The 25,588-nt window shown below is 68.4% G+C and carries 28 protein-coding genes; 19 read left to right on the plus strand and 9 right to left on the minus strand.

What is annotated here, in order from left to right:
* Positions 1–3: 3 nt before the first annotated feature.
* From ACFQI8_RS08685 to ACFQI8_RS08745, 13 genes are all read left to right on the plus strand, one after another.
* The gene (locus tag ACFQI8_RS08685; RefSeq protein ID WP_390243966.1) at positions 4–267 is read left to right on the plus strand and encodes a hypothetical protein; all 264 of its coding nucleotides are present in this window, start codon (positions 4–6) and stop codon (positions 265–267) included.
* Positions 260–1,681, plus strand: coding sequence for a 3-isopropylmalate dehydratase large subunit (gene leuC, locus ACFQI8_RS08690; protein WP_390243967.1), 1,422 nt, complete (start codon positions 260–262; stop codon positions 1,679–1,681). The genes ACFQI8_RS08685 and leuC overlap by 8 nt, the downstream gene beginning before the upstream one ends.
* Positions 1,678–2,286: a 3-isopropylmalate dehydratase small subunit gene (gene leuD / locus ACFQI8_RS08695; protein WP_390243968.1), complete on the plus strand. Its 609-nt coding sequence runs from the start codon at positions 1,678–1,680 to the stop codon at positions 2,284–2,286. Before leuC ends, leuD begins: the two co-directional genes overlap by 4 nt.
* Positions 2,279–3,253 (plus strand): 3-isopropylmalate dehydrogenase, encoded by a 975-nt coding sequence (gene leuB / locus ACFQI8_RS08700; RefSeq protein ID WP_390243969.1) that lies wholly within the window; start codon positions 2,279–2,281, stop codon positions 3,251–3,253. Before leuD ends, leuB begins: the two co-directional genes overlap by 8 nt.
* A 203-nt stretch (positions 3,254–3,456) precedes the next feature.
* Complete coding sequence (gene glpR / locus ACFQI8_RS08705) at positions 3,457–4,224, plus strand: HTH-type transcriptional regulator GlpR (protein ID WP_390243970.1); 768 nt, start codon at positions 3,457–3,459, stop codon at positions 4,222–4,224.
* Positions 4,221–5,138: a 1-phosphofructokinase gene (gene pfkB / locus ACFQI8_RS08710; RefSeq protein ID WP_390243971.1), complete on the plus strand. Its 918-nt coding sequence runs from the start codon at positions 4,221–4,223 to the stop codon at positions 5,136–5,138. The genes glpR and pfkB overlap by 4 nt, the downstream gene beginning before the upstream one ends.
* Before the next feature lie 105 nt (positions 5,139–5,243).
* Positions 5,244–6,371, plus strand: coding sequence for a fructose PTS transporter subunit IIC (ptfC, locus tag ACFQI8_RS08715; RefSeq protein ID WP_390243972.1), 1,128 nt, complete (start codon positions 5,244–5,246; stop codon positions 6,369–6,371).
* Between the two features lie 45 nt (positions 6,372–6,416).
* Complete coding sequence (gene ptfA, locus ACFQI8_RS08720; protein WP_390243973.1) at positions 6,417–6,881, plus strand: fructose PTS transporter subunit IIA; 465 nt, start codon at positions 6,417–6,419, stop codon at positions 6,879–6,881.
* A complete protein-coding gene (ptsH1, locus tag ACFQI8_RS08725) occupies positions 6,881–7,150 on the plus strand; it encodes a phosphocarrier protein HPr (protein ID WP_008093366.1) in 270 nt (89 codons plus the stop codon). The genes ptfA and ptsH1 overlap by 1 nt, the downstream gene beginning before the upstream one ends.
* Positions 7,151–7,153: 3 nt before the next feature.
* Positions 7,154–8,851, plus strand: a complete 1,698-nt coding sequence (gene ptsP, locus ACFQI8_RS08730; protein WP_390243974.1) for a phosphoenolpyruvate--protein phosphotransferase — start codon at positions 7,154–7,156, stop codon at positions 8,849–8,851.
* Positions 8,848–9,324 (plus strand): fructose PTS transporter subunit IIB, encoded by a 477-nt coding sequence (gene ptfB, locus ACFQI8_RS08735; RefSeq protein WP_390243975.1) that lies wholly within the window; start codon positions 8,848–8,850, stop codon positions 9,322–9,324. Before ptsP ends, ptfB begins: the two co-directional genes overlap by 4 nt.
* 165 nt (positions 9,325–9,489) lie before the next feature.
* On the plus strand, positions 9,490–10,482 hold the full coding sequence (gene fba, locus ACFQI8_RS08740; protein WP_390243976.1) for a class II fructose-bisphosphate aldolase: 993 nt from the start codon (positions 9,490–9,492) through the stop codon (positions 10,480–10,482).
* Positions 10,483–10,682: 200 nt separating this feature from the next.
* On the plus strand, positions 10,683–10,832 hold the full coding sequence (locus ACFQI8_RS08745; protein WP_004970780.1) for a DUF7557 family protein: 150 nt from the start codon (positions 10,683–10,685) through the stop codon (positions 10,830–10,832).
* Between the two features lie 37 nt (positions 10,833–10,869).
* Here the strand turns inward: ACFQI8_RS08745 and ACFQI8_RS08750 are convergent, their stop codons facing one another.
* Positions 10,870–11,313, minus strand: a complete 444-nt coding sequence (locus ACFQI8_RS08750; protein WP_390243977.1) for a DUF5799 family protein — start codon at positions 11,311–11,313, stop codon at positions 10,870–10,872.
* 138 nt (positions 11,314–11,451) lie between these two features.
* Between ACFQI8_RS08750 and ACFQI8_RS08755 the strand changes: the two genes are divergently transcribed.
* A complete protein-coding gene (locus ACFQI8_RS08755; protein WP_390243978.1) occupies positions 11,452–12,672 on the plus strand; it encodes an HAD family hydrolase in 1,221 nt (406 codons plus the stop codon).
* A gap of 29 nt (positions 12,673–12,701) precedes the next feature.
* Here the strand turns inward: ACFQI8_RS08755 and ACFQI8_RS08760 are convergent, their stop codons facing one another.
* Positions 12,702–13,304: a hypothetical protein gene (locus tag ACFQI8_RS08760; RefSeq protein WP_390243979.1), complete on the minus strand. Its 603-nt coding sequence runs from the start codon at positions 13,302–13,304 to the stop codon at positions 12,702–12,704.
* 404 nt (positions 13,305–13,708) lie between these two features.
* Here ACFQI8_RS08760 and ACFQI8_RS08765 point away from each other — a divergent pair, with 404 nt between their 5' ends.
* Entirely contained in the window at positions 13,709–14,155 is a 447-nt protein-coding gene (locus ACFQI8_RS08765; protein WP_390243980.1) for a luciferase domain-containing protein, read from the plus strand.
* A gap of 83 nt (positions 14,156–14,238) precedes the next feature.
* Complete coding sequence (locus ACFQI8_RS08770) at positions 14,239–15,477, plus strand: mandelate racemase/muconate lactonizing enzyme family protein (protein WP_390243981.1); 1,239 nt, start codon at positions 14,239–14,241, stop codon at positions 15,475–15,477.
* Between the two features lie 168 nt (positions 15,478–15,645).
* Here the strand turns inward: ACFQI8_RS08770 and galK are convergent, their stop codons facing one another.
* From galK to ACFQI8_RS08785, 3 genes are all read right to left on the minus strand, one after another.
* On the minus strand, positions 15,646–16,875 hold the full coding sequence (gene galK / locus ACFQI8_RS08775; protein ID WP_390243982.1) for a galactokinase: 1,230 nt from the start codon (positions 16,873–16,875) through the stop codon (positions 15,646–15,648).
* Complete coding sequence (locus tag ACFQI8_RS08780) at positions 16,872–17,456, minus strand: MOSC domain-containing protein (protein ID WP_390243983.1); 585 nt, start codon at positions 17,454–17,456, stop codon at positions 16,872–16,874. The genes galK and ACFQI8_RS08780 overlap by 4 nt, the downstream gene beginning before the upstream one ends.
* Before the next feature lie 75 nt (positions 17,457–17,531).
* Positions 17,532–18,167 carry a rubrerythrin family protein gene (locus ACFQI8_RS08785; RefSeq protein WP_390243984.1) on the minus strand — a complete coding sequence of 212 codons (636 nt, stop codon included), beginning with the start codon at positions 18,165–18,167 and terminating at the stop codon, positions 17,532–17,534.
* Positions 18,168–18,302: 135 nt separating this feature from the next.
* On the opposite strand from ACFQI8_RS08785, the gene ACFQI8_RS08790 reads away from it, so the two are divergent.
* On the plus strand, positions 18,303–20,081 hold the full coding sequence (locus tag ACFQI8_RS08790) for a globin-coupled sensor protein (protein WP_390243985.1): 1,779 nt from the start codon (positions 18,303–18,305) through the stop codon (positions 20,079–20,081).
* 63 nt (positions 20,082–20,144) lie between these two features.
* Positions 20,145–21,293, plus strand: a complete 1,149-nt coding sequence (locus ACFQI8_RS08795) for an MBL fold metallo-hydrolase (protein ID WP_390243986.1) — start codon at positions 20,145–20,147, stop codon at positions 21,291–21,293.
* A 171-nt stretch (positions 21,294–21,464) separates the two neighbouring features.
* On the opposite strand, the gene ACFQI8_RS08800 is transcribed toward ACFQI8_RS08795, so the two are convergent.
* The 3 genes from ACFQI8_RS08800 to ACFQI8_RS08810 form a co-directional block, all read right to left on the minus strand.
* The gene (locus tag ACFQI8_RS08800; protein WP_004969999.1) at positions 21,465–21,791 is read right to left on the minus strand and encodes a 2Fe-2S iron-sulfur cluster-binding protein; all 327 of its coding nucleotides are present in this window, start codon (positions 21,789–21,791) and stop codon (positions 21,465–21,467) included.
* Between the two features lie 106 nt (positions 21,792–21,897).
* Positions 21,898–22,380: a universal stress protein gene (locus ACFQI8_RS08805; RefSeq protein WP_390243987.1), complete on the minus strand. Its 483-nt coding sequence runs from the start codon at positions 22,378–22,380 to the stop codon at positions 21,898–21,900.
* Positions 22,381–22,414: 34 nt separating this feature from the next.
* Positions 22,415–22,702 (minus strand): DUF7964 domain-containing protein, encoded by a 288-nt coding sequence (locus tag ACFQI8_RS08810; protein ID WP_390243988.1) that lies wholly within the window; start codon positions 22,700–22,702, stop codon positions 22,415–22,417.
* Positions 22,703–22,805: 103 nt separating this feature from the next.
* On the opposite strand from ACFQI8_RS08810, the gene ACFQI8_RS08815 reads away from it, so the two are divergent.
* Positions 22,806–24,449, plus strand: a complete 1,644-nt coding sequence (locus tag ACFQI8_RS08815) for a flippase activity-associated protein Agl23 (RefSeq protein ID WP_390243989.1) — start codon at positions 22,806–22,808, stop codon at positions 24,447–24,449.
* A 65-nt stretch (positions 24,450–24,514) separates the two neighbouring features.
* Here ACFQI8_RS08815 and ACFQI8_RS08820 read toward each other — a convergent pair whose 3' ends face one another.
* A complete protein-coding gene (locus ACFQI8_RS08820; protein ID WP_390243990.1) occupies positions 24,515–25,465 on the minus strand; it encodes a transcription initiation factor IIB in 951 nt (316 codons plus the stop codon).
* Between the last annotated feature and the right edge of the window lie 123 nt (positions 25,466–25,588).

Raw genomic sequence — 25,588 nt, forward strand, 5'->3', positions numbered from 1 at the left:
CCAATGACACGCGACGACACGACAGACCGAATGCGAGACATCAGCCACACGAACCCCTATACGGACGAGACGTTCACCACGGTCTACGAGCGCGGTCCGGCCGTCACCGACGGCGGTCGGAGCGACGCGACGCCCGCGGCGACGGACGCGACCGAGACGGAGACGATGGGCGACGTGGACCACACGCCCCGCAACGGCGAGGGCGCGAACCGAGTCTGGGAACGCGGCCACGACGACCGCGTCGTACCGGGTGACGGCCATGAGTGAGGGAACGCTGTACGACAAGGTCTGGGAGGAACACACGGTCTCGGAGCTTCCGACCGGCCAGACACAGCTGTTCTGCGGCCTCCATCTCATCCACGAGGTGACGAGCCCGCAGGCGTTCGGCATGTTGCAGGAGCGCGACCTCGAAGTCGCCTACCCGAACCGGACGCACGCGACGGTCGACCACATCGTCCCCACGTCGGACCAGTCGCGGCCGTTCCGCGACGACGCCGCCGAAGAGATGATGGCCGAACTCGAACAGAACGTCCGCGACGCGGGCATCAACTTCTCGGACCCGACGTCGGGCGAGCAGGGCATCGTCCACGTCATCGGGCCCGAGAAGGGACTCACCCAGCCCGGCATGACCATCGTCTGCGGCGACAGCCACACCTCGACCCACGGCGCGTTCGGCGCGCTCGCGTTCGGTATCGGGACGAGTCAGATTCGCGACGTGCTGGCGACCCAGACGGTCGCGATGGAGAAAAAGAAGGTCCGGAAGATCGAGGTCACGGGCGAACTCGGTCCCGGCGTCGAGGCCAAGGACGTCATCCTCGAAATCATCCGTCGCCTCGGCACCGAAGGCGGCGTCGGCTACGTCTACGAGTACGCCGGCGAGGCCATCGAGAACCTCGACATGGAGGGTCGGATGAGCATCTGTAACATGTCCATCGAGGGCGGCGCTCGCGCGGGCTACGTCAACCCCGACGAGACCACCTACGACTGGCTGAAAGACACCGAGTACTTCCAGGAGAACCCAGAGCGGTTCGACGAACTCAAGCCGTACTGGGAGTCCATCCGCTCCGACGAGGACGCCGAGTACGACGACGTCGTCACCATCGACGGCTCCGAACTCGAACCCGTCGTGACGTGGGGGACCACGCCCGGACAGGGTGTCGGCATCACCCAGCCGATTCCGGCCCCGGAGGACCTGCCCGAGGAGAAGCAGGACACCGCTCGGATGGCCCAAGAGCACATGGGCGTCACGCCCGGCGAGACGATGCAGGGCTACGAAATCGACGTGGCCTTCCTCGGGTCGTGTACCAACGCCCGCATGCCCGACCTCCGCCGCGCGGCGGGAGTCGTCGAGGGACGACAGGTCGCCGACGGCGTCCGCGCGATGGTCGTCCCCGGCAGTCAGCGCGTCAAGGCCGCCGCGGAGGCGGAGGGCCTCGACGAGATATTCACGGAAGCGGGCTTCCAGTGGCGCGAGGCCGGCTGTTCGATGTGTCTCGGCATGAACGAGGACCAACTGGAGGGCGACGAGGCCTCCGCGTCCTCGTCGAACCGCAACTTCATCGGTCGGCAGGGGTCGAAAGACGGCCGCACCGTCCTGATGAACCCGCGGATGGTCGCCGCGGCGGCCGTCACCGGGGAAGTGACTGACGTGCGCGAACTCAAGGAGGTGACCACCGCATGACCGACGAGATTCCCGAAATCGACTCCGCGTTCGGCTCCGGTGTGCCCATCCGCGGCAACGACATCGACACGGACCAGATTATCCCGGCGCGGTTCATGAAGGTCGTCACGTTCGACGGCCTCGGGGAGTTCGCGTTCTTCGACCAGCGCTACGACGAGAACGACGAACCCAAAGACCACCCGCTGAACGAGCCGCAGTTCCAGGACGCCTCCATCATGGTCGTCAACGCCAACTTCGGCTGTGGCTCCTCCCGGGAGCACGCCCCGCAGGCGCTCATGCGCTGGGGCATCGACGCCATCATCGGCGAGTCGTTCGCCGAGATTTTCGCGGGCAACTGCCTCGCGCTCGGCATCCCGACGGTCACCGCGGACCACGACACCATCACCGAACTGCAGGACTGGGTCGACGAGCACCCGGACGCTGACATCGACGTGGACGTGGAAAACGAGACGGTCACCTACAGGGACACCACCGTGGACGTGACCGTCGACGACGCACAGCGAAAGGCGCTCACCGAGGGCGTCTGGGACACGACGGCGCTCATGAAGTCGAACGCCGACGCGGTCGCCGAGAAAGCCGCCGCCCTGCCCTACGTCGATGACTGAGGAAATCGTCGTCATCCCCGGCGATGGCATCGGCGCGGAGGTCATCCCGGCGGCGGTTGACGTGCTGAAGGCCGTCGGCGACTTCGAGTTCGTCGAGGCCGACGCCGGCGACCACGTCAAAGAAGAGACGGGCGAGGCGCTCCCGCAGGAGACGTACGACCTCGCCGCCGAGGCGGACGCGACGCTGTTCGGTGCGGCCGGCGAGACCGCGGCGGACGTCATCCTGCCGCTTCGGACCGCGGTGGACTCCTTCGTCAACGTTCGCCCGGCGAAGGCCTACCCCGGCGTCGACGCGCTCCGCCCGGAGACGGACCTCGTTTTCCTCCGGGAGAACACCGAGGGCGTCTACTCGGGCCACGAGGACCGCCTCTCCGAGGACCTCTCGACGCTCACGCGCGTCGTCACCACCTCGGCGTCCGAGCGACTCGCCGAGTACGCCTGCGACTACGTCGGCGGCGAGGGTGGTAGTTTCCAGGTCGCCCACAAGGCGAACGTGATGCGCGAGACGGACGGCCGCTTCCGCGACGCCGTCGTCTCAGTCGCCGACGACCGCGGCGTCGAGACCGAGGAGGTCCTGATGGACGCCTTCGCGACGCGCGTCTGTCTGGACCCCACGCAGTTCGACACCATCGTCTGTGCGAACCTCGCGGGCGACGTGCTTTCGGACCTCGCCGCCGGCCTCGTCGGCGGTCTCGGGTTGCTCCCCTCGGCGAACATCGGCCCGGACGCCGCGCTGTTCGAACCGGTTCACGGCTCCGCGCCCGATATCGCCGGCGAGGGAATCGCCAACCCCGCGGCGACGATTCTGTCCGCGGCGATGTTGCTCGACTACCTCGACTACGAGGCGGAGGCCGACCGCGTTCGGTCGGCCGTCGAAGGCGTCCTCGCCGACGGGCCGCGCACGCCGGACCTCGGCGGCGAGGCCTCCACGGAGGACGTGACCGCCGCGGTTCTCGACCGTCTCTGAGCGTCGGCGACGCGCGGAAGCGCCGGCTCGATGCTCGTTTCGAACGCGCTCGTTTTCGTTTCTGTTCGTTTTCCCACCGACGAACCATCGGTTTTCGTTCCTGTGTGGTATCACTCTGTTTCGAACAGAGACAGTCGGAATCCAACATAAACAATTAACACTACTCCCCGACCTACCTTCCTCGTAACGAGGAATCGCCACCGATGTTACCAGCAGAGCGCAAACGCCGCATCGTCGAACTCGTCTCCGACTCGGACGGTCGGTCGGTCGAGTCGCTGTCCGAACACCTCGGCTACTCGAAGGCGACGATACGGCGCGACTTGCGCGAACTCGAAGACCGTGGGCTCATCGAGCGGTCCCACGGCGGAGCCGTCCCCGTGACCTCCGTCGGGCGCGAGCAGACCTACGGCCAAAAAGAAGTACAGAATCTCGAAGGCAAACGCGCGATTGCGGACCGCGCGGTCGAGGAACTGGCCGAGGGGCAGGTCGTGTTCTTCGACGCCGGGACGACCACGATGGAGGTGGCGCGGAAGGTCCCCAAGGACGGGACGATACTCGGCGTCACCAACTCGCCGCGACTCGCCATCGAACTGAACGAGGAGGACAACGAGGTCAAACTCACCGGCGGGACGCTCCGCCGGCGGACGAAGGCGCTCGTGGGGCCGACCGCGGAGTCGTTCATGGAGCGGACGAACTTCGACCTGCTGTTCCTCGGCACGAACGGACTCGACGTCGAATCCGGCCTCACGACCCCGAACGAGGACGAGGCGCGGATGAAGGAACTGATGGTCGAAAAGGCCGCGAAGGTCGTCCTCGTCGCCGACCTCTCGAAGCTCGGCCGACGGAGCTTCGTCCAGTTCGCATCGCTCGAAGATATCGACCTGTTTATCACCGACGGCACGCTCGACACCGACTCCCGAGAGGAGATAGAGAGCGCGGGCGTCACCGTCGTCGACGGAGTTGCACGATGATTCTCACAGTCACCCCGAACCCAGCAGTCGACCACACGATTCACTTCGACGAACCGCTTCAGACCGGCGTCGTCCACCGGACCGACGACGCGGTGTTCACCGCCGGCGGCAAGGGCATCAACGTCGCCAAGTACGTCTCGGCGCTCGATGCCGACGCGACCGCCTCGGGCTTTCTCGGCGGCCACTTCGGGAAGTTCGTCCGCGACCGACTCGACGCCGACGGCATCGCCTCGGACTTCGTCACCATCGACGCGGACACGCGGCTGAACACGACCGTGCTCGCGGAAGACGGCGAGTACAAACTCAATCACAACGGCCCGCAGATTCGACCAGCCGACGTGGACGAGCTCGTCGAAACCGCACAGGCGAACGAGCCGGACACGCTCCTCGTCGGCGGCAGTCTCCCGCCGGGGATGTCGCTTTCCGACGTCGACAGGCTCGCCCGCGCGGGCGACTGGAAAATCGCGGTGGACATGGGCGGCGAGTACCTCGCCGAACTGGACGCCGACTACTACGTCTGCAAACCCAATCGCTCTGAGCTCGCGGCGGCGACGGGTCGAACGGTCGAGACCGAAGCCGACGCCGTCGAGGCCGCCGAGGAGCTTCACGCGCGCGGGTTCGAATATGTGCTGGCGTCGCTCGGCGGGGACGGCGCGCTCCTCGTCACCGACGACGAGGTGCTCTCCGCGCCCGCGCTCGACGTGGAGGTCGTCGACACGGTCGGCGCGGGCGACGCGGTCATGTCCGGCTTCCTCGCCGCGCGCGAACACGGGCTGTCGGACGCCGACGCCCTCCGAATGGGCGTCCTGACGGCCGCGCGCGTCGTCGGCGTCGCCGGGACCCGCGTCCCGCACCTCGAAGACGTGCTGACGAACGAAACGCGCGTCGAGGTGACGACCGTCCGGACTCGGTGATTCTCATATGAACGTTTGTTAACGACCAAAACGCGCAGTAACGTTCATATTCGAAAGGGTTTTTGAGCACATTTGCGTACGTTCTTTCGTAGGGGTGGCAACACTATGGCAAACGACGCAGAAGACGCGGTTCGGTCCTACCTCACGTCGGTGAAGGAGGACCTGATGACCGGGGTATCGTTCATGATTCCGTTCGTGACCATCGGCGGAATCTTCCTTGCGCTGGGCTACGCGGTAGCCTCGCTTTCGAACAACGTCCAAGACGTGTTCAACAGCACGGGGACCGCCGGCTGGTTCCTCGCGCAGGTCGGGAACGCCGGGCTGACGCTCATGGTCCCGGTTCTCGGCGCGTACATCGCGTACGCAATCGCCGACCGGCCGGGCCTCGCACCGGGCTTCATCCTGTCGTACATCATCCAGCAGGGCAACGTCCTGCAGGCGGCCGGTGACGTCATCGGCCTTCAGGGCGGCTCCGCCGGCGCGGGCTACCTCGGCGCAATCGTCGCCGGGTTCCTCGCCGGTATCGTCGCGCGCTGGTTCAAGGAGCGCGACGTGCCGGAGTTCATCGCACCGATGATGCCCGTGCTCCTCATCCCGGTGGCGACGACGGCGGTCCTCACGCCCGTTTTGCTGTTCGTGCTGGGCGTTCCGATCTCCATCGCCAACGCGGGGCTCACCGAGTTCCTGAGCAACATGCAGGGCGGCGGACAGGCAATCGTTCTGGGGGCTCTCCTCGGGGCGATGATGGCGGCCGACATGGGCGGCCCCATCAACAAGGTCGCCTACGTGTTCTCCGTCGGCCTCATCTCCGAGGGCGTCACCGCACCGATGGCCGCGGTCATGATCGCGGGCATGGTCCCGCCCATCGGCCTCGCGCTGTCGAACTTCATCGCGCCGCAGAAGTACGCGGCCGAGATGTACGAGAACGCCAAGAGCGGCGTGCTCCTCGGCTTCTCGTTCATCACTGAGGGCGCGATTCCGTATGCGGCCGCCGACCCGGCCCGCGTCATCCCGAGCGTCGTCGCCGGGAGCGCCGTCGCCGGCGCGGCCTCGATGGCGCTCGGCGTGAACATGCCGGCTCCCCACGGCGGCATCTTCGTGGTTCCGCTGTCGAACCAGCCGTTCATGTTCATCGCGTGCATCCTCCTGGGCTCCATCGTCACGGCCGTCATCGCGACGGCCATCAAGCCGAACTTCGACGCCAAGGTGGCGGCCCAGAGCTCCGACGACTGACCACAACCGAACTAATCTTTCCGTACTCGAACGAAGCACCATACAATGGACGTCACTGACATCAGCACCATCACACCGCTCGAACTGATCTCGCTCGAAGAGCCGCCGGCGACGAAGGAGGGAGCCATCGAGTTCCTCCTCGACCTCGCCGTCGACGCCGGCCGCGTCGACGACCGCGACGCCGCGCTCGACGCCCTCCTCGAACGCGAGGAAGAGGCGACGACCGGCGTCGGCTTCGGCATCGGCATCCCCCACGCGAAGACCGACGCCGTCTCGAAGCCGACGGTCGGCTTCGCGCGCTCGACCGAGGGCATCGACTTCGACGCCATGGACGACAAGCCGGCGAAGCTCCTCTTTATGATTCTCGTCCCCGCGGCGGGCGGCGAGGACCACCTAGAGATTCTGAGCGCCCTCTCGCGGTCGCTCATGCACGAGGACGTCCGCGAGAAGCTCCTCGAAGCCGAGAGCAAACAGACCGTCCAGGACGTGCTCGCCGAGGTGGTCGAGTGATGGAGCGGACCGTCACGGTGGTCCCCGAAGACGGGCTTCACGCTCGGCCGGCCTCGCAGTTCGTCGAGACCGCGAACGAGTTCGACGCCGACATCCAACTCGGCCGCGCCGACGAGGACGACCTCGTCCCCGCCGCCAGCATGCTCGCGGTCACCGGTCTCGGCGTCGGCCACGACGAGTCCGTCCGACTCGTCGCCGAGGGCGACGACGCGGAAGCGGCACTCGACGCCCTAGAGGACATCCTTTCGACGCCCGAAGCCAAACAGTAAGCTATGACCGAACGAACCCTCTCCGGCATCGGCGTGACACCGCTTTCGGGCGTCGGCACCGTCGTCTGGTACCGACCGGACGCCGACCTCCCCGAACCGCCGGCCCCGGAAGACGTGGACGCGGAGGCCGAACTGGCGCGCTTCGAGGACGCCCGCGCGGCCGCCGAGAACGAACTCGAAGCCGAGCGCGAGCGGACCGCCGAACGCGTCGGCGAGGAGGAGGCCGCGGTGTTCGACGCGCACGTCCAGTTCCTCAACGACCCGCAGATAACCGACGGTGTCACCGACGCCATCGAGGGCGGGCTCCCGGCCGAACACGCCGTTCAGGAGACGTTCTCCGAGTTCGTCGAGCAGTTCGAGAACATGGGCGGTCGCATGGGCGAACGTGCCGACGACCTCCGCGACGTGCGCGACCGGCTCGTGCGCGTCCTCGCGGACGGCGAGCGCGTCGACCTCTCGTCCCTGCCGGAAGGGAGCGTCGTCGTCGCGGAACGACTCACGCCGAGCGACACGGCGCAACTCGACCCGGAGCGCGTCGCGGGCTTCGTCACGGTGACGGGCGGCCGCACCTCCCACGCGGCCATCTTCGCGCGCTCGCTCGCCCTGCCGGCCATCGTCGGCGTGGGTGAGGAACTCCAGTCCGTCGAGGACGGCGCGGAAGTCGTCGTCGACGGCGAGTCGGGCGACTTCGTGGTCGACCCGACCGACGAGCGCACGGAGGCCGCCGCGGCCGCCGCCGACGTGGACGTCCGACACGAGTCGGTCGAGACCGCCGACGGCGTCGAAATCGAGGTCGCCGCCAACATCGGCACGCTGGCGGACCTCGGGCCGGCCGTCGACCGCGGGGCCGACGGCGTCGGCCTGTTCCGCACCGAGTTCCTCTTTCTCGACCGCGAGTCGCCGCCGGACGAAGACGAGCAGTACGAGGCGTACGTCGAGGCGCTCGAATCGTTCGACGGCGGCCGCGTCGTCGTTCGCACCCTCGATATCGGCGGCGACAAGCCGGTCCCGTACCTCGACCTGCCGGACGAGGAGAACCCGTTCCTCGGCGAGCGCGGCATCCGCCGGTCGCTCGGCCCGGACGCGGACCTGTTCGAGACGCAGGTCCGAGCGTTGCTCCGCGCCGCGGCGAGCGCCGACGGTGCGAACCTGTCGGTGATGCTCCCGCTCGTCTCGACGGTCGAGGAGCTTCGCGCCGGCCGCGAGCGGTTCGAGTCGGTCGCCGCCGACCTCGACACCGAGGGCGTCGACAACGAACTACCCGAGTTCGGCATCATGGTCGAGACGCCCGCCGCGGCGTTCATGGCCGACCAGTTCGCGCCGCACGTCGACTTCTTCAGCATCGGGACGAACGACCTCGCGCAGTACGTGATGGCGGCCGAGCGCGGCAACGAGCGCGTCTCGGAGCTCGGCGACTACCGACAGCCGGCGGTCCTCCGCGCCATCGACGCCACCGTCTCGGCGGCCGAGGGCGAGGACTGCTGGGTCGGGATGTGCGGTGAGATGGCGGGCGACCCGGACCTCACCGAACTGCTCGTCGGGCTCGGCCTCGACGAACTGAGCATGAGCGCCGTGACGGTGCCGCAGGTCAAGGCGGCCGTCGCGGAGACCGACACCGCGGACGCCCGCGAACTCGCGGAGCGCGTCCTGCAGGCCGACACCAAGGCTGAAGTCACGGAAATCCTTACACTAGACCAATGAAACTCGTCGCAGTCACATCCTGTCCGACCGGAATCGCACACAGCCAGATGGCGGCCGAGAACCTCCTGCAGGCCGGCGAGCGCCTCGGCCACGACATCGACGTCGAGGTCCAAGGCGCGATGGGCACGCAGGACGAACTGTCCGCGGACGCCATCGCCGAGGCGGACGCGGTCATCATCACCTCGGACACCTCGGTCAGCCGCGACCGGTTCGACGGCAAACTCGTCCTCAAGGGGACGGTCAAAGACGGCGTCAACAACGCCGAGGCCGTCGTGGAGAAGGCCGTCGAACTCGCCGAGGCCGGCAAGACCGGTTCGGTCACGTTCGGAAGCGGCGACGACGGCGAGGACGCTGATGCCGACGCCGGCACCGACGACTCGTCCGGCGACGCCGCGACATCGGACGAACCCGTGCGCCGCGGAGGAGACCCCGAGAAAGGGCTGTTCGCCCGCCTGAAGAAGCTGTTCTCGTAACGCCGCCGACGGGGTTTCCGCTTTTCTCTCGTCTCTCAGCGGCGGCGCTCGGTCGGCCGATGAAAATTAACTCGAACGCGAACAAACGAAAACGTGCAGAATCGAAACTCACGACCCATACATTATTAGTCTCGCAGTCGTTGACGAAACCGAGGTGAACGCATAATGCCGTTCTACGGCGGGGAGGAACTCGCCACAGTGTACGACGAGGCGCTCGACGAAGGATTCGGCCTCATCGCGAGTAACATCGCGGAGCCGAACATCATGATGGGTCTCATGGAGGGAGCCGACCGGATGGACTCGGACCTCCTGTTGCAGATGAGCGGTGGGGCCTGTCGCTTCGCGGGCGACGGCGACGCCGTCGCGGGCCTGAAGGCCATGGGGAACTACATCGAGACCATCGCCGAGCGGTACGACATCGGCGTCTTCCTCAACATGGACCACCAGACGGACCTCGAGTTCATCGAACAGCAGATCGAACTCGACATCCCGTCGTCCATCATGATCGACGCCTCCCACGAACCGTTCGACGAGAACGTCGCCACGAGCCGCGAGGTCGTCGAGATGGTGGAAGCCGCGGGCTCCGACGTCCTCATCGAGGCCGAACTCGGCCAGATAAAGGGCGTCGAGGACGAAATCGAGGCCGAAGAGGCGTTCTACACGGACCCCGAGCAGGCCGTCGAGTTCGTCGATAAGACGGGCGCGGACCTGCTGGCCATCTCCGTCGGCACGCAACACGGCGTCGCCAAGGGCAAGGACCTCGAACTCCGCCCGGACCTCGCCAACGACATCCGGCAGGCCCTGCGCGACCACGGCCTCGACACGCCGCTGGTCCTCCACGGCTCCTCGGGCGTCCAGCCCGACCAACTGCAGGAGATGCTCAAACACGGCATCTGCAAGGTCAACAAGGACACGCGATACCAGTACGAGTACACGCGCACCGCCTACGACCGCTACACCGAGGAACCAAACGCCATCGCCCCGCCCGAGGGCGTCGCGGACGCCCGCGACACGTTCTTCAACGAGACCGACTGGTCGCCGAACAAGGACGTGTTCGACCCCCGCGTCGCCGGTCGCGACATCCGCGAGCGCATCGCCGACGTGCACGCCGACCTGACCGAGGTCTCCGGTAGCGCCGGCCAGTCGCTGTTCAAGTAACACCGCGCGGGCGGTGGCGCGTTCACCGTCGAGCGCTCGTCACGTCCGCGCTCGGACTGACACCGGCCGTCGTCTCCACCCGGCACACCGCCGGTTTTTCGGTTCGGTACGCTTCCTTCCAGCTGCGGCGCTCTCGGGTAGTAAGGAGCCAATCCCGGTCCCCCACGTCGCTTAAGGTGTCACGCGGCGTGGGTGTAGGCATGCCCCAGATTCACCTCGACGACGAGACGGTCGCCCGACTCGACGCGCTCCGCGAGGAAGACGAGGAGTACGACGAACTCATCAACGAACTGATGAACATCTACGAGGCGAGCGAGCGAACGCTGTTCCACGCCGGCGACGAGTACTGAGACGCCGAGTGCGAGCGCAACCGCCGGAACTCCCCGGCTATTCGAGGTAGCTGACCCGGACCTGATTCCACTTGCCCTTCTTTTCGAGGTGGTCTTGGAGCGCGTCGGCGTACGCCTGCGTGAGTCGCTCCGCGTCTTCCAGTTTCTCCTGTTCGCCCTTTTTGCCGCCGCCGCCCATGCCGAGCGCGCCCTTGATGGAGTCGACGATGCCGCCGCCGGAGGGCGAGTCGTCTCCCCCGCCGCCCATCCCGCCCATCTGACTGCGGATGTTGTCGAGTTCGGGGATGATCTGCGGGACCTTCTCGGTATCGGCGACGATACGGGCCGCCTCGGGGTCGTCCGCGTTCTCGATTTCGAACTCCGTCGCCGTCATGATGAGACCCCACTCCTGACTGTTGAACCGGGAGTTCATCACCTGCTCGTTGAACTCGCGGTCCACCGTCATCCGGTCGCCGACGATGCTGTCGGTCCAGTGTGCCATGTGCACACGTCGTCGGCGGGCCGGTATCAGAGTTGCGGGGCCGACCGACCGTCGGCGGCGCGGCTCTCCGCCCGCGAGACGCCGCGGGGGAACCGGCACCCATGCGGGTTTAATGCGGTTGGGTGACGACCCCGAGTCATGGAGCGGTACGACCTCCTGTACAGACTGTACGGGAACTTCGACGCGGACGCGGTCCGGGACGCACAGGACTTCGTCGACCTCTTGCCGCCGCTCGGCTCGCCGGTGGCGCTGTCGCACTGGCAGGCGGTCGACGACGAGCTCACGGCGAAGAAAGACCGCATTCGCCGCGCGCTTTCGGACGGCGACCGCTACGCGGAACTCGCCGCGCGCGCGACGCGAGATCAGGCGTTCACCGCCCTCGACCTCTACACGAAGTACGGGCGAGAAGTGAACGCGCTCGTCCTCGACGTGGACGAGACGCTTCGCTCCGCGGGGCAGACGGACAACGAGATTCCCCGCGAGGTGCTACACCTCCTCACCCGGTTCCACGAGCGGGGCGTCCCCATCGTCATCTGCACCGGCCAGACCTTAGAGAACGTCAAGGGGTTCGCCATTCAGGGGCTGGGCAACGAACTCGTCCACTCGGGTGACGTGAGCATCGTCTACGAGGCCGGCACCGGCGTCTTCACGCCCGGCCACGGCTCCGACACGAAGCGCCTCCTCTACGAGACGCTCGACGACTCGGTGCAGTCGGTCTTCGAGTCGGTCCGCGGACGGGTCATCCGCGACCTCCCCGACGCGCTCCGCGGTGGCGTTCACCTGCAGGGCAACGAGTTCAACGTCACGCTCAAGCCGAACTTCGAGACCGGGAGCGACGACGCCGAGGCAGTCATCGACGGCGCGCTCGTCTACCTGCTCGACCTCCTCGGAGAGGCGCTCACCGACGACCCCGCCGGCCCCGACTGGGCGCGGGCGTACTTCGCGGCGCGCGACCCGGAGATACGCGACGTGCTCGACGACCGCGACGCGCTTCCCGAGTCTGACACGGAGATTCCCGAGGACGTCGAACGGACCCTCGAACGCGTGACGGTCGCGTACTACCACGCCGACGCCGCGGAACTCTCCGCGGTCGACCTGAACAAGACGGCGGGGGTCCGCGCGGCCCTCGACGTGCTCGGGGTGGACGACCCGTTCGTCCTCGTGATGGGCGATTCGAAGTCCGACCTCGACGTGATGCGGTGGGCCGAAGAAAACGACTGCGGGCTCGCGGCGGCTCCGGAACACTCCTCGCCGGGCGTGCTCGACCACGTCCGCGAGACGGACGAACTGGTGTTTCCCCGCGGCGACGCCGCGTCGGTGCTCCGGACCGCCTACGCCCTCAATCTCCTAGTCGACTGAGGGTTCCGGGTTGCCACGGTGGCCGGATTTCACACCGTGCACATCCCGATGTCGTCGCCCGAGTCGTCACCGGTCTCGTCACCGGCGTCGTCGGTCGAGTCGTCCGATGACGAGCCGGTGTCGTCGGTGTTCGAATCGTCAGTGTTCGAATCGTTGTCGGTCGAGGCGTCGGTGTTGTCGTCGGTGTTCGAGTCGTCCGCGCTGTCGTCGTTCGAGGCGTCGTCGCTCGAATCGTCCGAAGACGAGTCGTCGGACGAGCCGTCGTCGTCGTTCGAGATGCCGACCGGGCTACCGCGCGGCCTGGTCGTCCTCGTCGTCGAGTCGGTGTCGTCGTCGCCGGTCTCGACCGTCTCGAACGTCCCGCTCTCGCTTTCGCTCTCGTTTCCGGTGGCGTCGTCGCCCGAGTCGGCGGCCCCGTCGTCGTTGGCGATGACGGGCTCGGCTTCGATTCCGGGGTCGGGGTCCTCGGGCGGCGCGTCGTCCGCGCCGGCCTCTGTCACGTCAACGCCGATGCTTCTGTCGGCGTCGTCGGCCGGCGCGGGCGTCTCGGGCGTATTCACGCCGCCGGAGAGGAGTGCGAACACGACGATGAAGAGGACGACGCCGCCGACGCCGAGCTGGCCGAGGTTCATCGCCTGACCTCCCGGTGGTCGGAGTCTGTTCCCGGGGTTGGTACATCGGTGGGGGTCAGAGACATGGTTCGACCTGTTATTTGCGTTCCGAGGGCTTCGTTACGAATCGTCTACCGCTCGGCGTCGCGCTCCGAATTTCGCCCGACAGAGCGCGGCCCGAACCGCGAGGCAACGGCGCGAACCCGTCACCGGATGCGAACATTCGCGTTCCTAACCCGTGTTAATCCGCGAATACCACACCAATCAGAGGGTCTATTTTCGACCGACACTCTCTGTGAACAGAATGTCTGGAAACCCTGTGGTTATCGTCGGGCTACGTGATATCGACCTCGGGTCGAAAGACGACGCGTTTCAGGGGCTCCGGCTCTGTGCAGTTATCTCCTCGGGACGCGTACAGTCACTGTATGACCGCCTCCATCGACAGAATCATCTCGCGCGTCTCGCGCTGGCCCGGCGTCGAGACCGCGCCGCACCGCTTCGGGGGGACGGAGTTCGTCGTCGCCGGCAGGGAAATCGGCCACGTCCACGACGCCGGCGTCGTCGACCTCGCGCTCACGAGGCGCGTCCGCGACGTGCTTCTCACCGACGGGCTCGCGGACCCGCACCACGTCCTGCCCGACTCCGCGTGGGTGACCTACCGCGTCCGAAGCGACGCCGACATCCCCGACGCGATGCGCCTGCTCAGACTCGCGTATCTCTGGCGGCTCCTCGCGGTCCGCCGCCGCGGAATCGACCCCGACCCCGAGACGGACCCCGACACCGACCTCCGGCGGCTCGACTTCCCCGCCGAGCTCGACGCGCTCGTCCGCGAGACGTTCCGCGACTCGCTCGACCGACGCGTGCCGGTCTGACCTCGCTCCCCGGTCCCCCGAGTCCCGAGCGGAGACATGTCTCGTCCAGAAAACTTTACTAACGTCCGAGTAAACCACTTCACATGGGTAAGAACTACGCGGAGTTGCACGATCCGAACGCGGAGTACACGATGCGAGAGCTGTCGGCGGAGACGATGGGCGTGACGGCCAAGCGCGGCGGCGGCCGCGACGTCGAAATCACCGACGTGCAGACGACGATGGTCGACGGCAACTTCCCGTGGACGCTCGTCCGCATCTACACCGACGCGGGCGTCGTCGGCACCGGCGAGGCCTACTGGGGCGCGGGCGTGCCCGAGCTCATCGAGCGCATGAAGCCGTTCGTCATCGGCGAGAACCCCCTCGACATCGACCGCCTGTACGAACACCTCATCCAGAAGATGTCCGGTGAGGGCTCCGTCGAGGGTATCACGGTCACCGCCATCGCGGGCATCGAAATCGCGCTGCACGACCTCGCGGGCAAGATTCTCGACATCCCAGCCTATCAGCTTCTCGGCGGGAAGTACCGCGACAAGGTCCGGGTCTACTGCGACTGCCACACCGAAGCGGAGGCCGACCCCGAAGCGTGCGCCGACGAGGCAGAGCGCGTGGTCGACGAACTCGGCTACGACGCCCTCAAGTTCGACCTCGACGTGCCGTCCGGCTTCGAGAAGGACCGCGCGAACCGCCACCTGCGGCCCGGCGAGATTCGGCACAAGGCCGAAATCGTCGAGAAGGTGACAGAGCGCGTCAAGGACAAGGCGGACGTGGCGTTCGACTGCCACTGGACGTTCTCGGGCGGGAGCGCCAAGCGTCTCGCGGCCGCGCTCGAAGACTACGACGTGTGGTGGCTCGAAGACCCCGTGCCGCCGGAGAACCTCGACGTGCAGGAGGAGGTCACGAAGTCCACGCTCACGCCCATCACGGTCGGCGAGAACCGCTACCGCGTGACGGAGCTTCGCCGCCTCATCGAGAATCAGGCCGTTGACATCGTCGCGCCGGACATGCCGAAGGTCGGCGGGATGCGCGAGACGCAGAAAATCGCGGACGTGGCGAACCAGTACTACGTGCCGGTCGCGATGCACAACGTGTCGTCGCCGGTCGCGACGATGGCGTCGGCGCACGTCGGCACGGCGATTCCGAACTCGCTGGCGGTCGAGTACCACTCCTACGAGCTGGGCTGGTGGGGCGACCTCGTCGAGGAGACGGTCATCGAGGACGGCTACATCGAGATTCCGGAGAAGCCGGGCCTCGGCGTGACGCTGGACATGGACACCGTCGAAGCGCACATGGTCGACGGCGAGACACTATTCGACGAGGCGTAAGCCGAAGTCGAATCAGTCGAGCGAAGCTCGACACTATTCGACGAAGCGTACGCTTCGTCGAGCCGGCGAATTGCTGAGTCGCCACGTTCGACTCGCCGCACCGAACCAGAACTCACGGACCCGCGTTCGATTTTTTGCGAGACACCACGCGGAGCCGTCGGCTCGCGCTTACTCCTCGCCGACCAGTCGAACGCCGGCGGAGGGACGGCAGGCGAACACGTCGGCGTCGGGACCGACGCGTTCGGGGGCGGCGGCTCGAATCTCGCGCGCGGCCCGGTCGAGCGCGTCGCCGTCGACTAACGCGACCGCGCTTCCGCCGAAGCCGCCGCCGGTCATTCGCGCGCCGTAGACCCCCGGCGTCTCGGCGGCGAGTTCGACCGCCGCGTCGAGTTCCGGACAGCTCACCTCGTAGTCGTCGCGCAGGCTCTCGTGGGCCGCGAGCATCGCGTCGCCGACGCGGTCGAGGTCGCCGGCGGCGAGCGCGTCGCGGGCGCGACGGACGCGCTCGTTTTCGGTCACGACGTGTCGAACCCGGCGGCGATGAATCGGCTCCAGCGCGTCGGCGTGGGCGTCGAGGAGGGCGAGGTCCACGTCGCGGAGGGAATCGAGGTCGCGGTCGGCGACCTCGCGGAGGGAATCGAGCGCGGCCGCGCACTCGCGGACGCGGTCGTTGTAGCCCGACTCGGTCAGTTCGTGGGAGACGCCGGTGTCGATGACGAGGACGCCGACGCCGTCGCCGAGGGGAACCGACTCGGTCTCGCGGGTCCGGCAGTCGAGAAAGAGCGCCGAGTCGGCCTCGCACAGCGCCGCGGAGAACTGGTCGAGGATGCCGCACTCGACGCCGACGCCCTCCCGCTCGGCCCGCCAGCACGCCAGCGCGAGGTCGGCGGCCGGGAGGTCGCGCCCGGAGACCGCGAGGAGCGCGCGACCGACCGCGAGTTCGAGCGCGGCCGACGAGGAGAGTCCCGCGCCCGTGGGCACGTCGGATGCGATAGCGAGGTCCGCGCCGCCGACCGGGTCGTCTTCGCGGAGGACGCGCGCGACCGCGGCGACGTAGGCCGCCCACCCGTCAGGGTCGTCGTCGGGGGCGAGTTCAGCCGTCTCGTCGAAGTCGGCGGCGCGGACGCGGAGCAAGTCGTCGTCTCGGGGACGGGCCGCGACCGCGACGTGGCGGTCGACGGCCATCGGGAGGCAGAGACCGTCGTTGTAGTCGGTGTGGCCGCCGACGAGGTTCACGCGGCCGGGAGCGACCGCGACCGTCGGGGCCGCGCTCGCAGTCGGCTCCGAAATCGAAACCGACCCCGGGGCGTCGGCGGCTCTGAGCGCCGCGAGCGCGGCTTTCGAGCGCTCGACTGGGGTTCCGGCGGTCGCGTCGTCGATGTCGTCACCGCCGGTCATTCGCGGCCGCTCCCGTGCGGTTCCTCGTCGCTCGCCGCGGCGTCGTCGCCCGCAACCGCGTCGCCGCTGAGGCGGTCTGCTATCTGCCGGCCCAGTTCGCGCGGGTTCGCCTCGGTCACGCGGAGGTCGTCGCCGACCGCGACCCGGCCGGGTTCGAGCACGTCCGCGCAGATGCCGCCGCGGGACTCGCGGAGCGCGTCGCCCACGTCGTCGTCGCCGACGAGGTCCGCGAGGTGCGCGCAGGGCGGCCTGAGCTTCGTGCCGCGGAGTTCGGCCCCGCCGAGTTCGAACGTCGCGTCGAGCAGGGCGTCGAGGTCGACGCCGCGAACGACGACGTTCCGGCGGTGCTGGCCGGCCGCGAGGTCGAGATCGTACTCGCGCGCCGCGTCGTCCAGCACCGCGGCGTCGACGAGCGTCACCTGACAGCCGTCGGTCGCCGAGTAGAAGCCGTCGCCGTCGAAGTAGCGGTCGCCCTCGATACCGCCCGGCGCGACCGAAACGGTCTCGTGGGGGGCCATCGGCTCGGCCTTCGACGGCGCGGTGTACAGCGCCTCGACGCGCCCGCGAACCTCGGAAGTCATACCACCGGCTACCACTCGGGGACACGAATAGGTTGGGTCGGCGACCCGCGGCGGGCCGGGCGTTGCGGCGGCGACTCAGCAGAGCGGCTTCGGGTCGACGCCGAGTTCGGCGAGGCCGTCGGCGTAGTCGTCGTACGCCAGTTGGACGACGTACTCGGCGACCATCCGGGCGCGCTCCCAGTCGGCGTCGGTCGCACAGCGGTCGGCCAACAGGTCGAGGCCGGTCGTCAGCGTCTCCTCCGTCTCGGCTTTCAGGTCGCGAAAGAGGTCGGCGCGGGGCTCGTCCGCCTCGTTGACGAAGAAGCCGATGACCTGGGTGTGGGTGCGAATCGAGACGAGGCCGCGGCCGACCATCCCGGCGGCGGCCCGCTCGATTGCGTCCTCGCGCCCGCGGAGGTACGCGTGCATCACGCCGGGTTCATCCGGGAGGTCGATCTCCTCGTCGAGCGCGTCGAGGACGCGGTCGAGGTGGTGGGCCTCTTGGGCCGCGGTGGCCTTGAACGCGGCTCTCGCGTCGTCGTCGGCCTCGTCTGCGGCCCACGTCGCGAACGTCCCGCGGGCCGCGTGCTCGGAGTACGCGGCGGCGCGGAGCACCGCCGGCTCGGAGAGGTCCGCTTCGGTCAACGCTAACAGGAGCTTCGACGAGCCGAGCCGGTCGAGTTGCGTTCGCTTCGCCGTCTCGACTGACTCGCGGAACGAATCGGCGTCCATACCCAGTCTCCGCGCGCCAGACACGTGAACATTCGTGCCGACGCGCGGTCGTGAGCGTCCCGCGGCAATCGACCGGTATCATTCGTGATATCCCGCGGTGAGGGTTGATATACTGGTATCTGCTGAGGAGCGTATATGACGAGCACCTCGGGGCAAGTCGACGCCGGCGCGCGAGCGCGCGTCGACGGAGACGCGCTCCTCTCGCAGTTGGATATCGACGCGGCGGAAATCGACCGGCGGAAATCGTTCGTTCGGCTCTCGGCGGCCGATGAGCGTCGCCTGCGCGACCTCGAACCGCTCTTGGACGAGTTCGCAGACGAGTTCGCGGCGTCGTTCTACGACCACCTCGGCGAGCACGCGACGACGGAGTTCTTCGGTCGCTCGACGAAGACGACGGAGATGCTACGGGCCGACCAGGCGGCCTACCTCCGCGAACTCGGCCGTGGCGAGTACGGCGAGGACTACTTCGCCAAACGGGCGCGCATCGGGAAGTTACACGATATGATAGACCTCGGGCCGAAGTTCTACCTCGGCGCGTACTCGGTCTACTACGAGGGCATTCTCGGTGCCGTCGCGGACGAGGTGAAAGCCGAGTTCACCGGCGGCGACACGGCCGGGAGCGACGGCGACGCCCACGCCGACGGCGACGGCGACGGCGACGGCCGCGGCGGTCTGCTTTCGGGACTTCTCGGCGGCGCGTCCAGCGTTTCGGGCGGGCTCGGCGGCGGCGACGACCGGGTCGAAGCCGCCGTCGACGAGGTCGTCGCGCGCGTCCTCCCCGTGTTGAAACTCCTATCACTCGACCAGCAGGTGGCGATGGAGACGTACATCCACTCGTACAGTCGGGCGGCGCGCGAGGCCGCCCAGCGCCGGCGGACGCTCGCCAACGAGGTCGAAGCCGACGTGAGCGACCCCGTCGAGTCGCTCCTGCGGAGTTCCGAAGAGGTCACGGACCGAACCGACGACATCGAGGCCACGGCGCAGGCGCAGGCCGAGGACATGGCGACCGTCGCCGCCGAGGTGTCCGAGATGAGCGCGACCGTCGAGGAAATCGCGGCGACCGCGGAGGAGGTCGAGCGGACCAGCGCCGACGCCGCCATGCGCGCCGCCGAGGGCGAGGACGCGGCCGACGAGGCCATCGACGTGATGCGCGACGTGAGCGAGGCCGCTGAAACGGCCTCCGAAGACGTCCAGCGACTCCACGACCAGATCGCGGAGATCGACGAGGTGCTCGACGCCATCAACGACATCGCCGAGCAGACGAACCTGCTCGCGCTCAACGCGTCCATCGAGGCCGCCCGCGCCGGCGACGCGGGCGAGGGCTTCGCCGTCGTCGCCAGCGAGGTGAAGAACCTCGCCGAGGAGTCGCAGGCCCGCGCCGCCGAGGTCGAAGGCACGGTTGGCGACATCCAGTCCGAGGCCCAAGAGACCATCGACAGCCTCTCGCAGACGACCGAGCGACTGTACGACGGAATCGACCGCGGGGAGGACGTGATGCGGAGTCTCTCCGACATCTCGGCGGCGGTCGAACAGGCTACCGTCGGCGTCGGCGAAGTCGCTTCGGCGACCGACGACCAGGCCGCGAGCGCCGAGCAGGTCGCCGGCATGGTCGACGACGCGACCGCCCGCGCGACCACCGTGTCGGACCAAATCGGCGACATCGCCGACGCAAACCGCTCGCAGACCGAGCAGGTGCTCTCGATTCGCGACGCCGCCGACCGCCTCGGCGGCGGCGAGACAGACGACGCCGGCGAGTCGGACGACGCCGGCGAGCCGAACACGCCCGCGGGGATGGGGGCCGACACTCCGCCCGCTGGCGGGGTCGACGACCCGCCGGGCGACGTCCTCGACGAGTTCGACTTCGACGAACCGCCGTCGCGCCGTCTCAGTAACGACGGCGGAACGACCGAGTAACAGTCCGTCTCCTCGCTTCGGCCCGCGTAGCGTTCTTCCGCTCGGCGCGCGTATCGTGTGCGTATGACTCCCGAGGAACTGGCGGCCCGGCTCGCCCGCGGCGACCCCACGGCGGTACTCGACGTGCGCGACCGCGACGAGTTCGAGGCGTGGCACGTCGACGGCGCGACCGTGACTGCGACCCAGATTCCGGCGATTCGCTTCACGCAGGCCGAGATTCGCGGGACCGTCGACGAACTCGCGGCCGCGTTCCGAGACGCGCCCTCGCCCGTGGTCGTCGTCTGCGCGGAGGGCCGGTCGAGCGCGCACGTCGCCGACCTGCTCTCCGAGGCCGGCGTCCCCGCCGAGAACCTCGAATCCGGCATGGACGGCTGGGCGCGCGTCTACCGCGTCCGCGAACTCCCGGTCGGGAACGCGGATGCGGACGCGACGGTCCTCCAGTACGACCGCCCCTCCAGCGGCTGTCTCGCCTATCTGGTCGTCGCCGGCGACGAGGCCGTGGTCGTCGACCCGCTCCGGGCGTTCGCGGACCGATACGTCGAAGACGCCCGCGAGCGCGGCGCGGAACTCGTCGCCGCCGTCGACACCCACGTCCACGCCGACCACGTCAGCGGCGTCAGCGCGCTCCGCGACCGCGCTGACGCGACCGCCGTCCTCCCGGCGGGCGCGGCCGACCGCGGCCTCGACTTCGAGGCGCGACTCGTCGCTGACGGCGAGACCGTCGGCGTCGGCGACGCGGAACTCGTCGCCATCCACGCGCCGGGGCACACGACCGAGATGACCGCGTTCCGCCTCGGTGACCTGCTCTTCGCGGGCGACAGCCTCTTTTTAGAGAGCGTCGCCCGCCCCGACCTCGAAGACGGCGACGAGGGCGCGCCCGACGCCGCGAGACGGCTCCACGCGACGCTCACGGAACGGTACGGCGCGTTCGCGGACGACACGCTGGTCGCGCCCGCCCACCGCGGCCCGCGGACGGTCCCCGACGAAGACGGCGCGTACGTCGCCGAACTCGGGGGGCTTCGGGAGCGGCTCGGGGCGCTCTCGATGGACGAAGCGGCGTTCGTCTCGTTCGTCTGCTCGGACATGCCGCCGCGGCCGGCAAACTACGAGGGAATCATCGAGACGAACCTCGGGCGCGACTCGCTGACCGACGAGGAGGCGTTCGACGTCGAGTTGGGACCGAACAACTGCGCGGCGACGAGCGAGACGTGAGAGGCGGGTCGAAGAGAAGACCGCGAGCGGAGGGCACGGTTCGAGAGATGCGAGCGATGGGCCGGTTCGAGAGGAGCGGTGGGAGCGACTCGGGCGCGTCGGCTCGGCGGAGTCGTGCGGAACTGAGAACGCGCTCGTGGGGCGGAGAACCCCTCCGGTGAGTATCCGTCGTCAGTCGTCGTCCGCGGCGGTACCGGCGGCCGCGGCGTCGCCCTCGATGCTCGGCGGGTAGACGCCCCGGTCGAGTTTGAGGTCGCTCTGCGGGCGGGCCATGCAGGTGAGCGCGAAGCGCTCGGCCTCCTCGTCGGTCAGGCCGCGGGCGGCGGGTTGGGTGACGTCGCCTTCGAGAATCTCGGCGGAGCAGGCGAGGCACATCCCGACGCGGCAGGAGTACTCCTGTGCGATGCCCTCCTCGATGCAGGCCTTGAGAATCGTCTGTTTGTCGGAGACGGTGATAGTCTCGCCCGTACCGACGAACTCGACGGTGTACTCGGTCATACCGCGGCGTATGAGCGACCGCACCAAAACTGTTTATCAAAGCCGCGGCGACCTCGTCGCCGACCGGCCGGCCGAGACCGCGTCTGGTCTCCCCGGAACTGTCGGACTACTCCTCGGCTTCGGCGTCCGCGCTCTCGTCGGCGTCCGCCTCGGCTTCGTCTTCGTCGTCCAGTCGGATGGTGAGCACCGGTACCGGTGAGGTGCGGACGACGCGCTCGGTGACGCTCCCGAGGAGGTAGTGGCTCAGGCCCGTGCGCCCGTGGGTGCCCATGACGACGAGGTCGATATCGTGGTCGTCGGTGTACTCCCGGATGGAGCGGTAGGCGGTCCCGGTGACGACCTCGACCTGCACGTCGATACCGGCTTCCTCGGCGGCCTCGCGGACGTGTCGGGTCGCGGCGTCGCCCTCTCGTTCGAGGGCGTCGATGACCACGTCCGCGCCGGCGTCGAGCGAGGTGTAGATGCTGGTGTCGACGACGTACAGCGCGTGAATCCGCGCGTCGTACGTCTCCGCGAGGTCGAGGGCGTGGTCGATGGCGCGTTCGGCGGCCTTGCTTCCGTCGGTCGGGACGAGGATTTCGTTATACATGACGGATTATACTTAGTTCGGAACGCGGTTAATACTACTCCTCGTTCTCGTCGTTCCGGAACGACAGAATCGCCTCCTCGCACGCTTGTAGGCCCTCGATTCGCTCGGTTCCGCCGTCGACTGTGACCGTCTCGACGACCGACCAGCCGGCGTCCTCTTGGTAGGCGGCACCTTTGACCCACGCGTCGGTGGCGAAAAGCAGGCTTCGGGCGGGGCCGTCGTCCTCGACGGCGACGACGAGGTCGAACGCGTCCGCGCGATTCAGCGACGTCAGCTCCTGCGGTTCGAGGGGCCGAGGGGGTAGCGACTCGATGAGTGACATATCCGAGTGCTACCGGTCGCCGGGGATGACGCTTTCGAAGGGGCGGGTCGGCGGACCTCCACAAGTCGTAACCTTTCTGCCGTCCGGCGCGTCACGTCACCTCATGACCCCCTCCCGCGCCGGACGGCGTCCCGACCGAACGACGCTCGCCGTCGTCGCGCTCGCGGCCGCGGCGCTCGTCGTCCGCCTCGTCGGCCTCGGCGACCGGCCGCTCCACTGGGACGAGGCCCGCGTCGGCTACTGGAGTCTCCGGTCGCTCGAAACCGGCTTCTTCTCGTATCGCCCCGTCGCCGGCGGGCCGCTCGTCTACCACCTCTCGCGGCCGTCGCTCGCGCTGTTCGGCGCGACCGACTTCGCGCTCCGCCTCCCCTTCGCGCTGTTCGGCGCTGTGCTCCCGCTCGCCGCGCTCCTCTTCCGCGGTCGCCTCGCCGCCGACGAGGTCGTCGGATTCGCGGTCGTCCTCGCGGCGAACCCGGTTCTCGTCTACTACGGCCGGTTCGCCCGCGGCGACGTGCTCGCGGTCGGCTTCGCGCTCGTCGCCTTCGGCTTCGCGCTCCGCCTCGTCGACGGTTCGGGGCGGCGAAACGCCTACGGACTCGCCGCGGCCGTGGCGCTCGCCGTCGCCTCGTCGGGGCTCGGCGTCGTCGCCCTCTGCTGTCTCGGCGTCGCCGGACTGCTGGCGTTCGACCACGCGGCGCTTCTCCCGTCGTCGCGGCCGGCCGCGATGCGCCTCGGCGAGTATGCCGCCCGACTCCGCGGCGCGGCGACGCCCGCGGCCCGCGCGTTTCTCGTCTTCGTCGCAGTTTCCGTCTTCGCGTTCGCGCCGCGGGCGGGCAACACCGACGGCGCGGGCCTCTACACGCCGGGGACGATGCTCGGCGCAATCGACGCGGCCCTTTTCGACTCGGTCCGTCGCTTCGTCGGCGTCCGCGTCGTCGACCGCTACCCCGAGGGGACCCACGAGTACCTCCCGTATCTCGGCGACCTCCTCGGGACGCTCGCGTTGGCGGCGCTTCCGGTCGTCGTCCTCGGCGCGGCGGTCTTCCTCGTCGACCGCTACACGGCCGGCGGGCCGCGTTCCGAGGTGTCGGCGGCGGTCTACTGGGCCGGCGCGTCGCTGGTGTTCGTCCCCATGCTGACCGAGGTGTCCGCGCCGTGGCTCGGCGTCTACGTCGTCGTCCCGCTCGCGCTCCCGGCGGGCGTCGGCCTCGCGGCGCTCGTCCGCTGGGGTCGGCGCGCGTTCGACGCTCGGGACGTCTCCCGCGTCGCGGCCGCGGTCGTCGTCTTGCTCGCGCTCGTCGCCCAGACCGGCGCGGTGGCGTCGACCGAGGTGTACGCCCCGAGCGACCGCGACGCCGAACTCGCGCAGTTCGCCCAGCCGTCGGCGGAGTTCTCGTCGTTCCGCGACAACCTCTCTGTGTGGGTCGGGCCGACCGACGACGAGGCTCCGGCGGTGCTCTACTACGGGAGTTCGATGCACGTCGCCGACGGCGCGGCCGACTACCCGCCGGTCCCCGACGCGTGGGGCGAGCGACTCCCGATGGCGTGGTACGTCGAGCGTCTCGGGGCCGACACCGCGTCGGCGGCGACGCCCAGGGCGCTCGAAGCCCGGTCGTCGGTTCCCCCGGTGGTCATCGCGCCCGCCGACGAGCGCGGGACGGTCGCGCCGCTTCTCGACGGCTACGTCGCACACCAGTACGACACCGGCCTCTGGGGGCGGTCGGTCGTGGTGTTCGTGAAAAACTGAGTGTCGCCGACGACGTCAGTCGGTGACGGTGAGCCGGGTCGCGGGTCGGTTCGGCGGGCCGACGCTCAGCGGAACCCCATCGCTTCGATCTGCTCTTGGTAGCGGTTCCGGATGGTGACCTCCGTCACCTGCGCCACGTCCGCGACCTCGCGCTGGGTCTTCTTCTCGTTGCAGAGAAGCGACGCGGCGTAGATTGCGGCGGCGGCGAAACCGGTCGGCGACTTGCCCGAAAGCAGGCCCTGCTCGGCGGACACGTCGATGATTTCGGTCGCCTTCGCCTGGACCTCCTCGGAGAGGTCGAGCGCGGAGGCGAACCGCGGGACGAACTGCTTGGGGTCGACGGGCTTGAGTTCGAGGCCGAGTTCCTGCGAGATGTAGCGGTACGTGCGGCCGATTTCTTTCTGTGGGACGCGCGACACCTCCGCGACCTCGTCGAGCGAGCGCGGGATGCCCTCCTGACGGCAGGCGGCGTACAGCGCCGAGGTGGCGACGCCCTCGATGGAGCGGCCGCGAATCAGGTCCTCGTTGAGCGCGCGGCGATAGATGACCGACGCGACCTCGCGGACCGACCGCGGGACGCCGAGCGCCGACGCCATGCGGTCGATTTCGCTGAGCGCGAACTGGAGGTTGCGCTCGCCGGCGTCTTTCGTCCGGATGCGCTCTTGCCACTTCCGCAGGCGGTGCATCTGCGAGCGTTTCTCGGACGAAAGCGAGCGGCCGTAGGCGTCCTTGTCTTTCCAGTCGATGGTCGTCGTCAGTCCCCGGTCGTGCATCGTTTCGGTGATGGGCGCACCGACGCGCGACTTCGACTGGCGCTCGGAGTGGTTGAACGCCCGCCACTCCGGGCCGCGGTCGATCTGTCGCTCGTCGAGGACGAGACCGCAATCGTCACACACCAGCTCCCCCTGGTCTGCGTCCGTGACGATCTGGTCAGAGCCGCACTCCGGGCAGTTGACTTGCTCGTCCTCTTGTGCCGTTGCCTCCTCTCGTTGACGCTGCCGGCTCGGACGTTCCATTAAAAGGTTTCTGGTGGAGCGCGAATTTAAACCTTTGTAACAGAAATATGATAGAGACCGCTGTCTGGCGATTCGACGAGTTCTGATTCGGGCAATTGGGACGCACCTACTTATACGGTTCCC

It is taken from the genome of Haloferax chudinovii, assembly GCF_042663345.1.
In the GTDB taxonomy this organism is placed as follows: Archaea; Halobacteriota; Halobacteria; order Halobacteriales; family Haloferacaceae; genus Haloferax; species Haloferax chudinovii.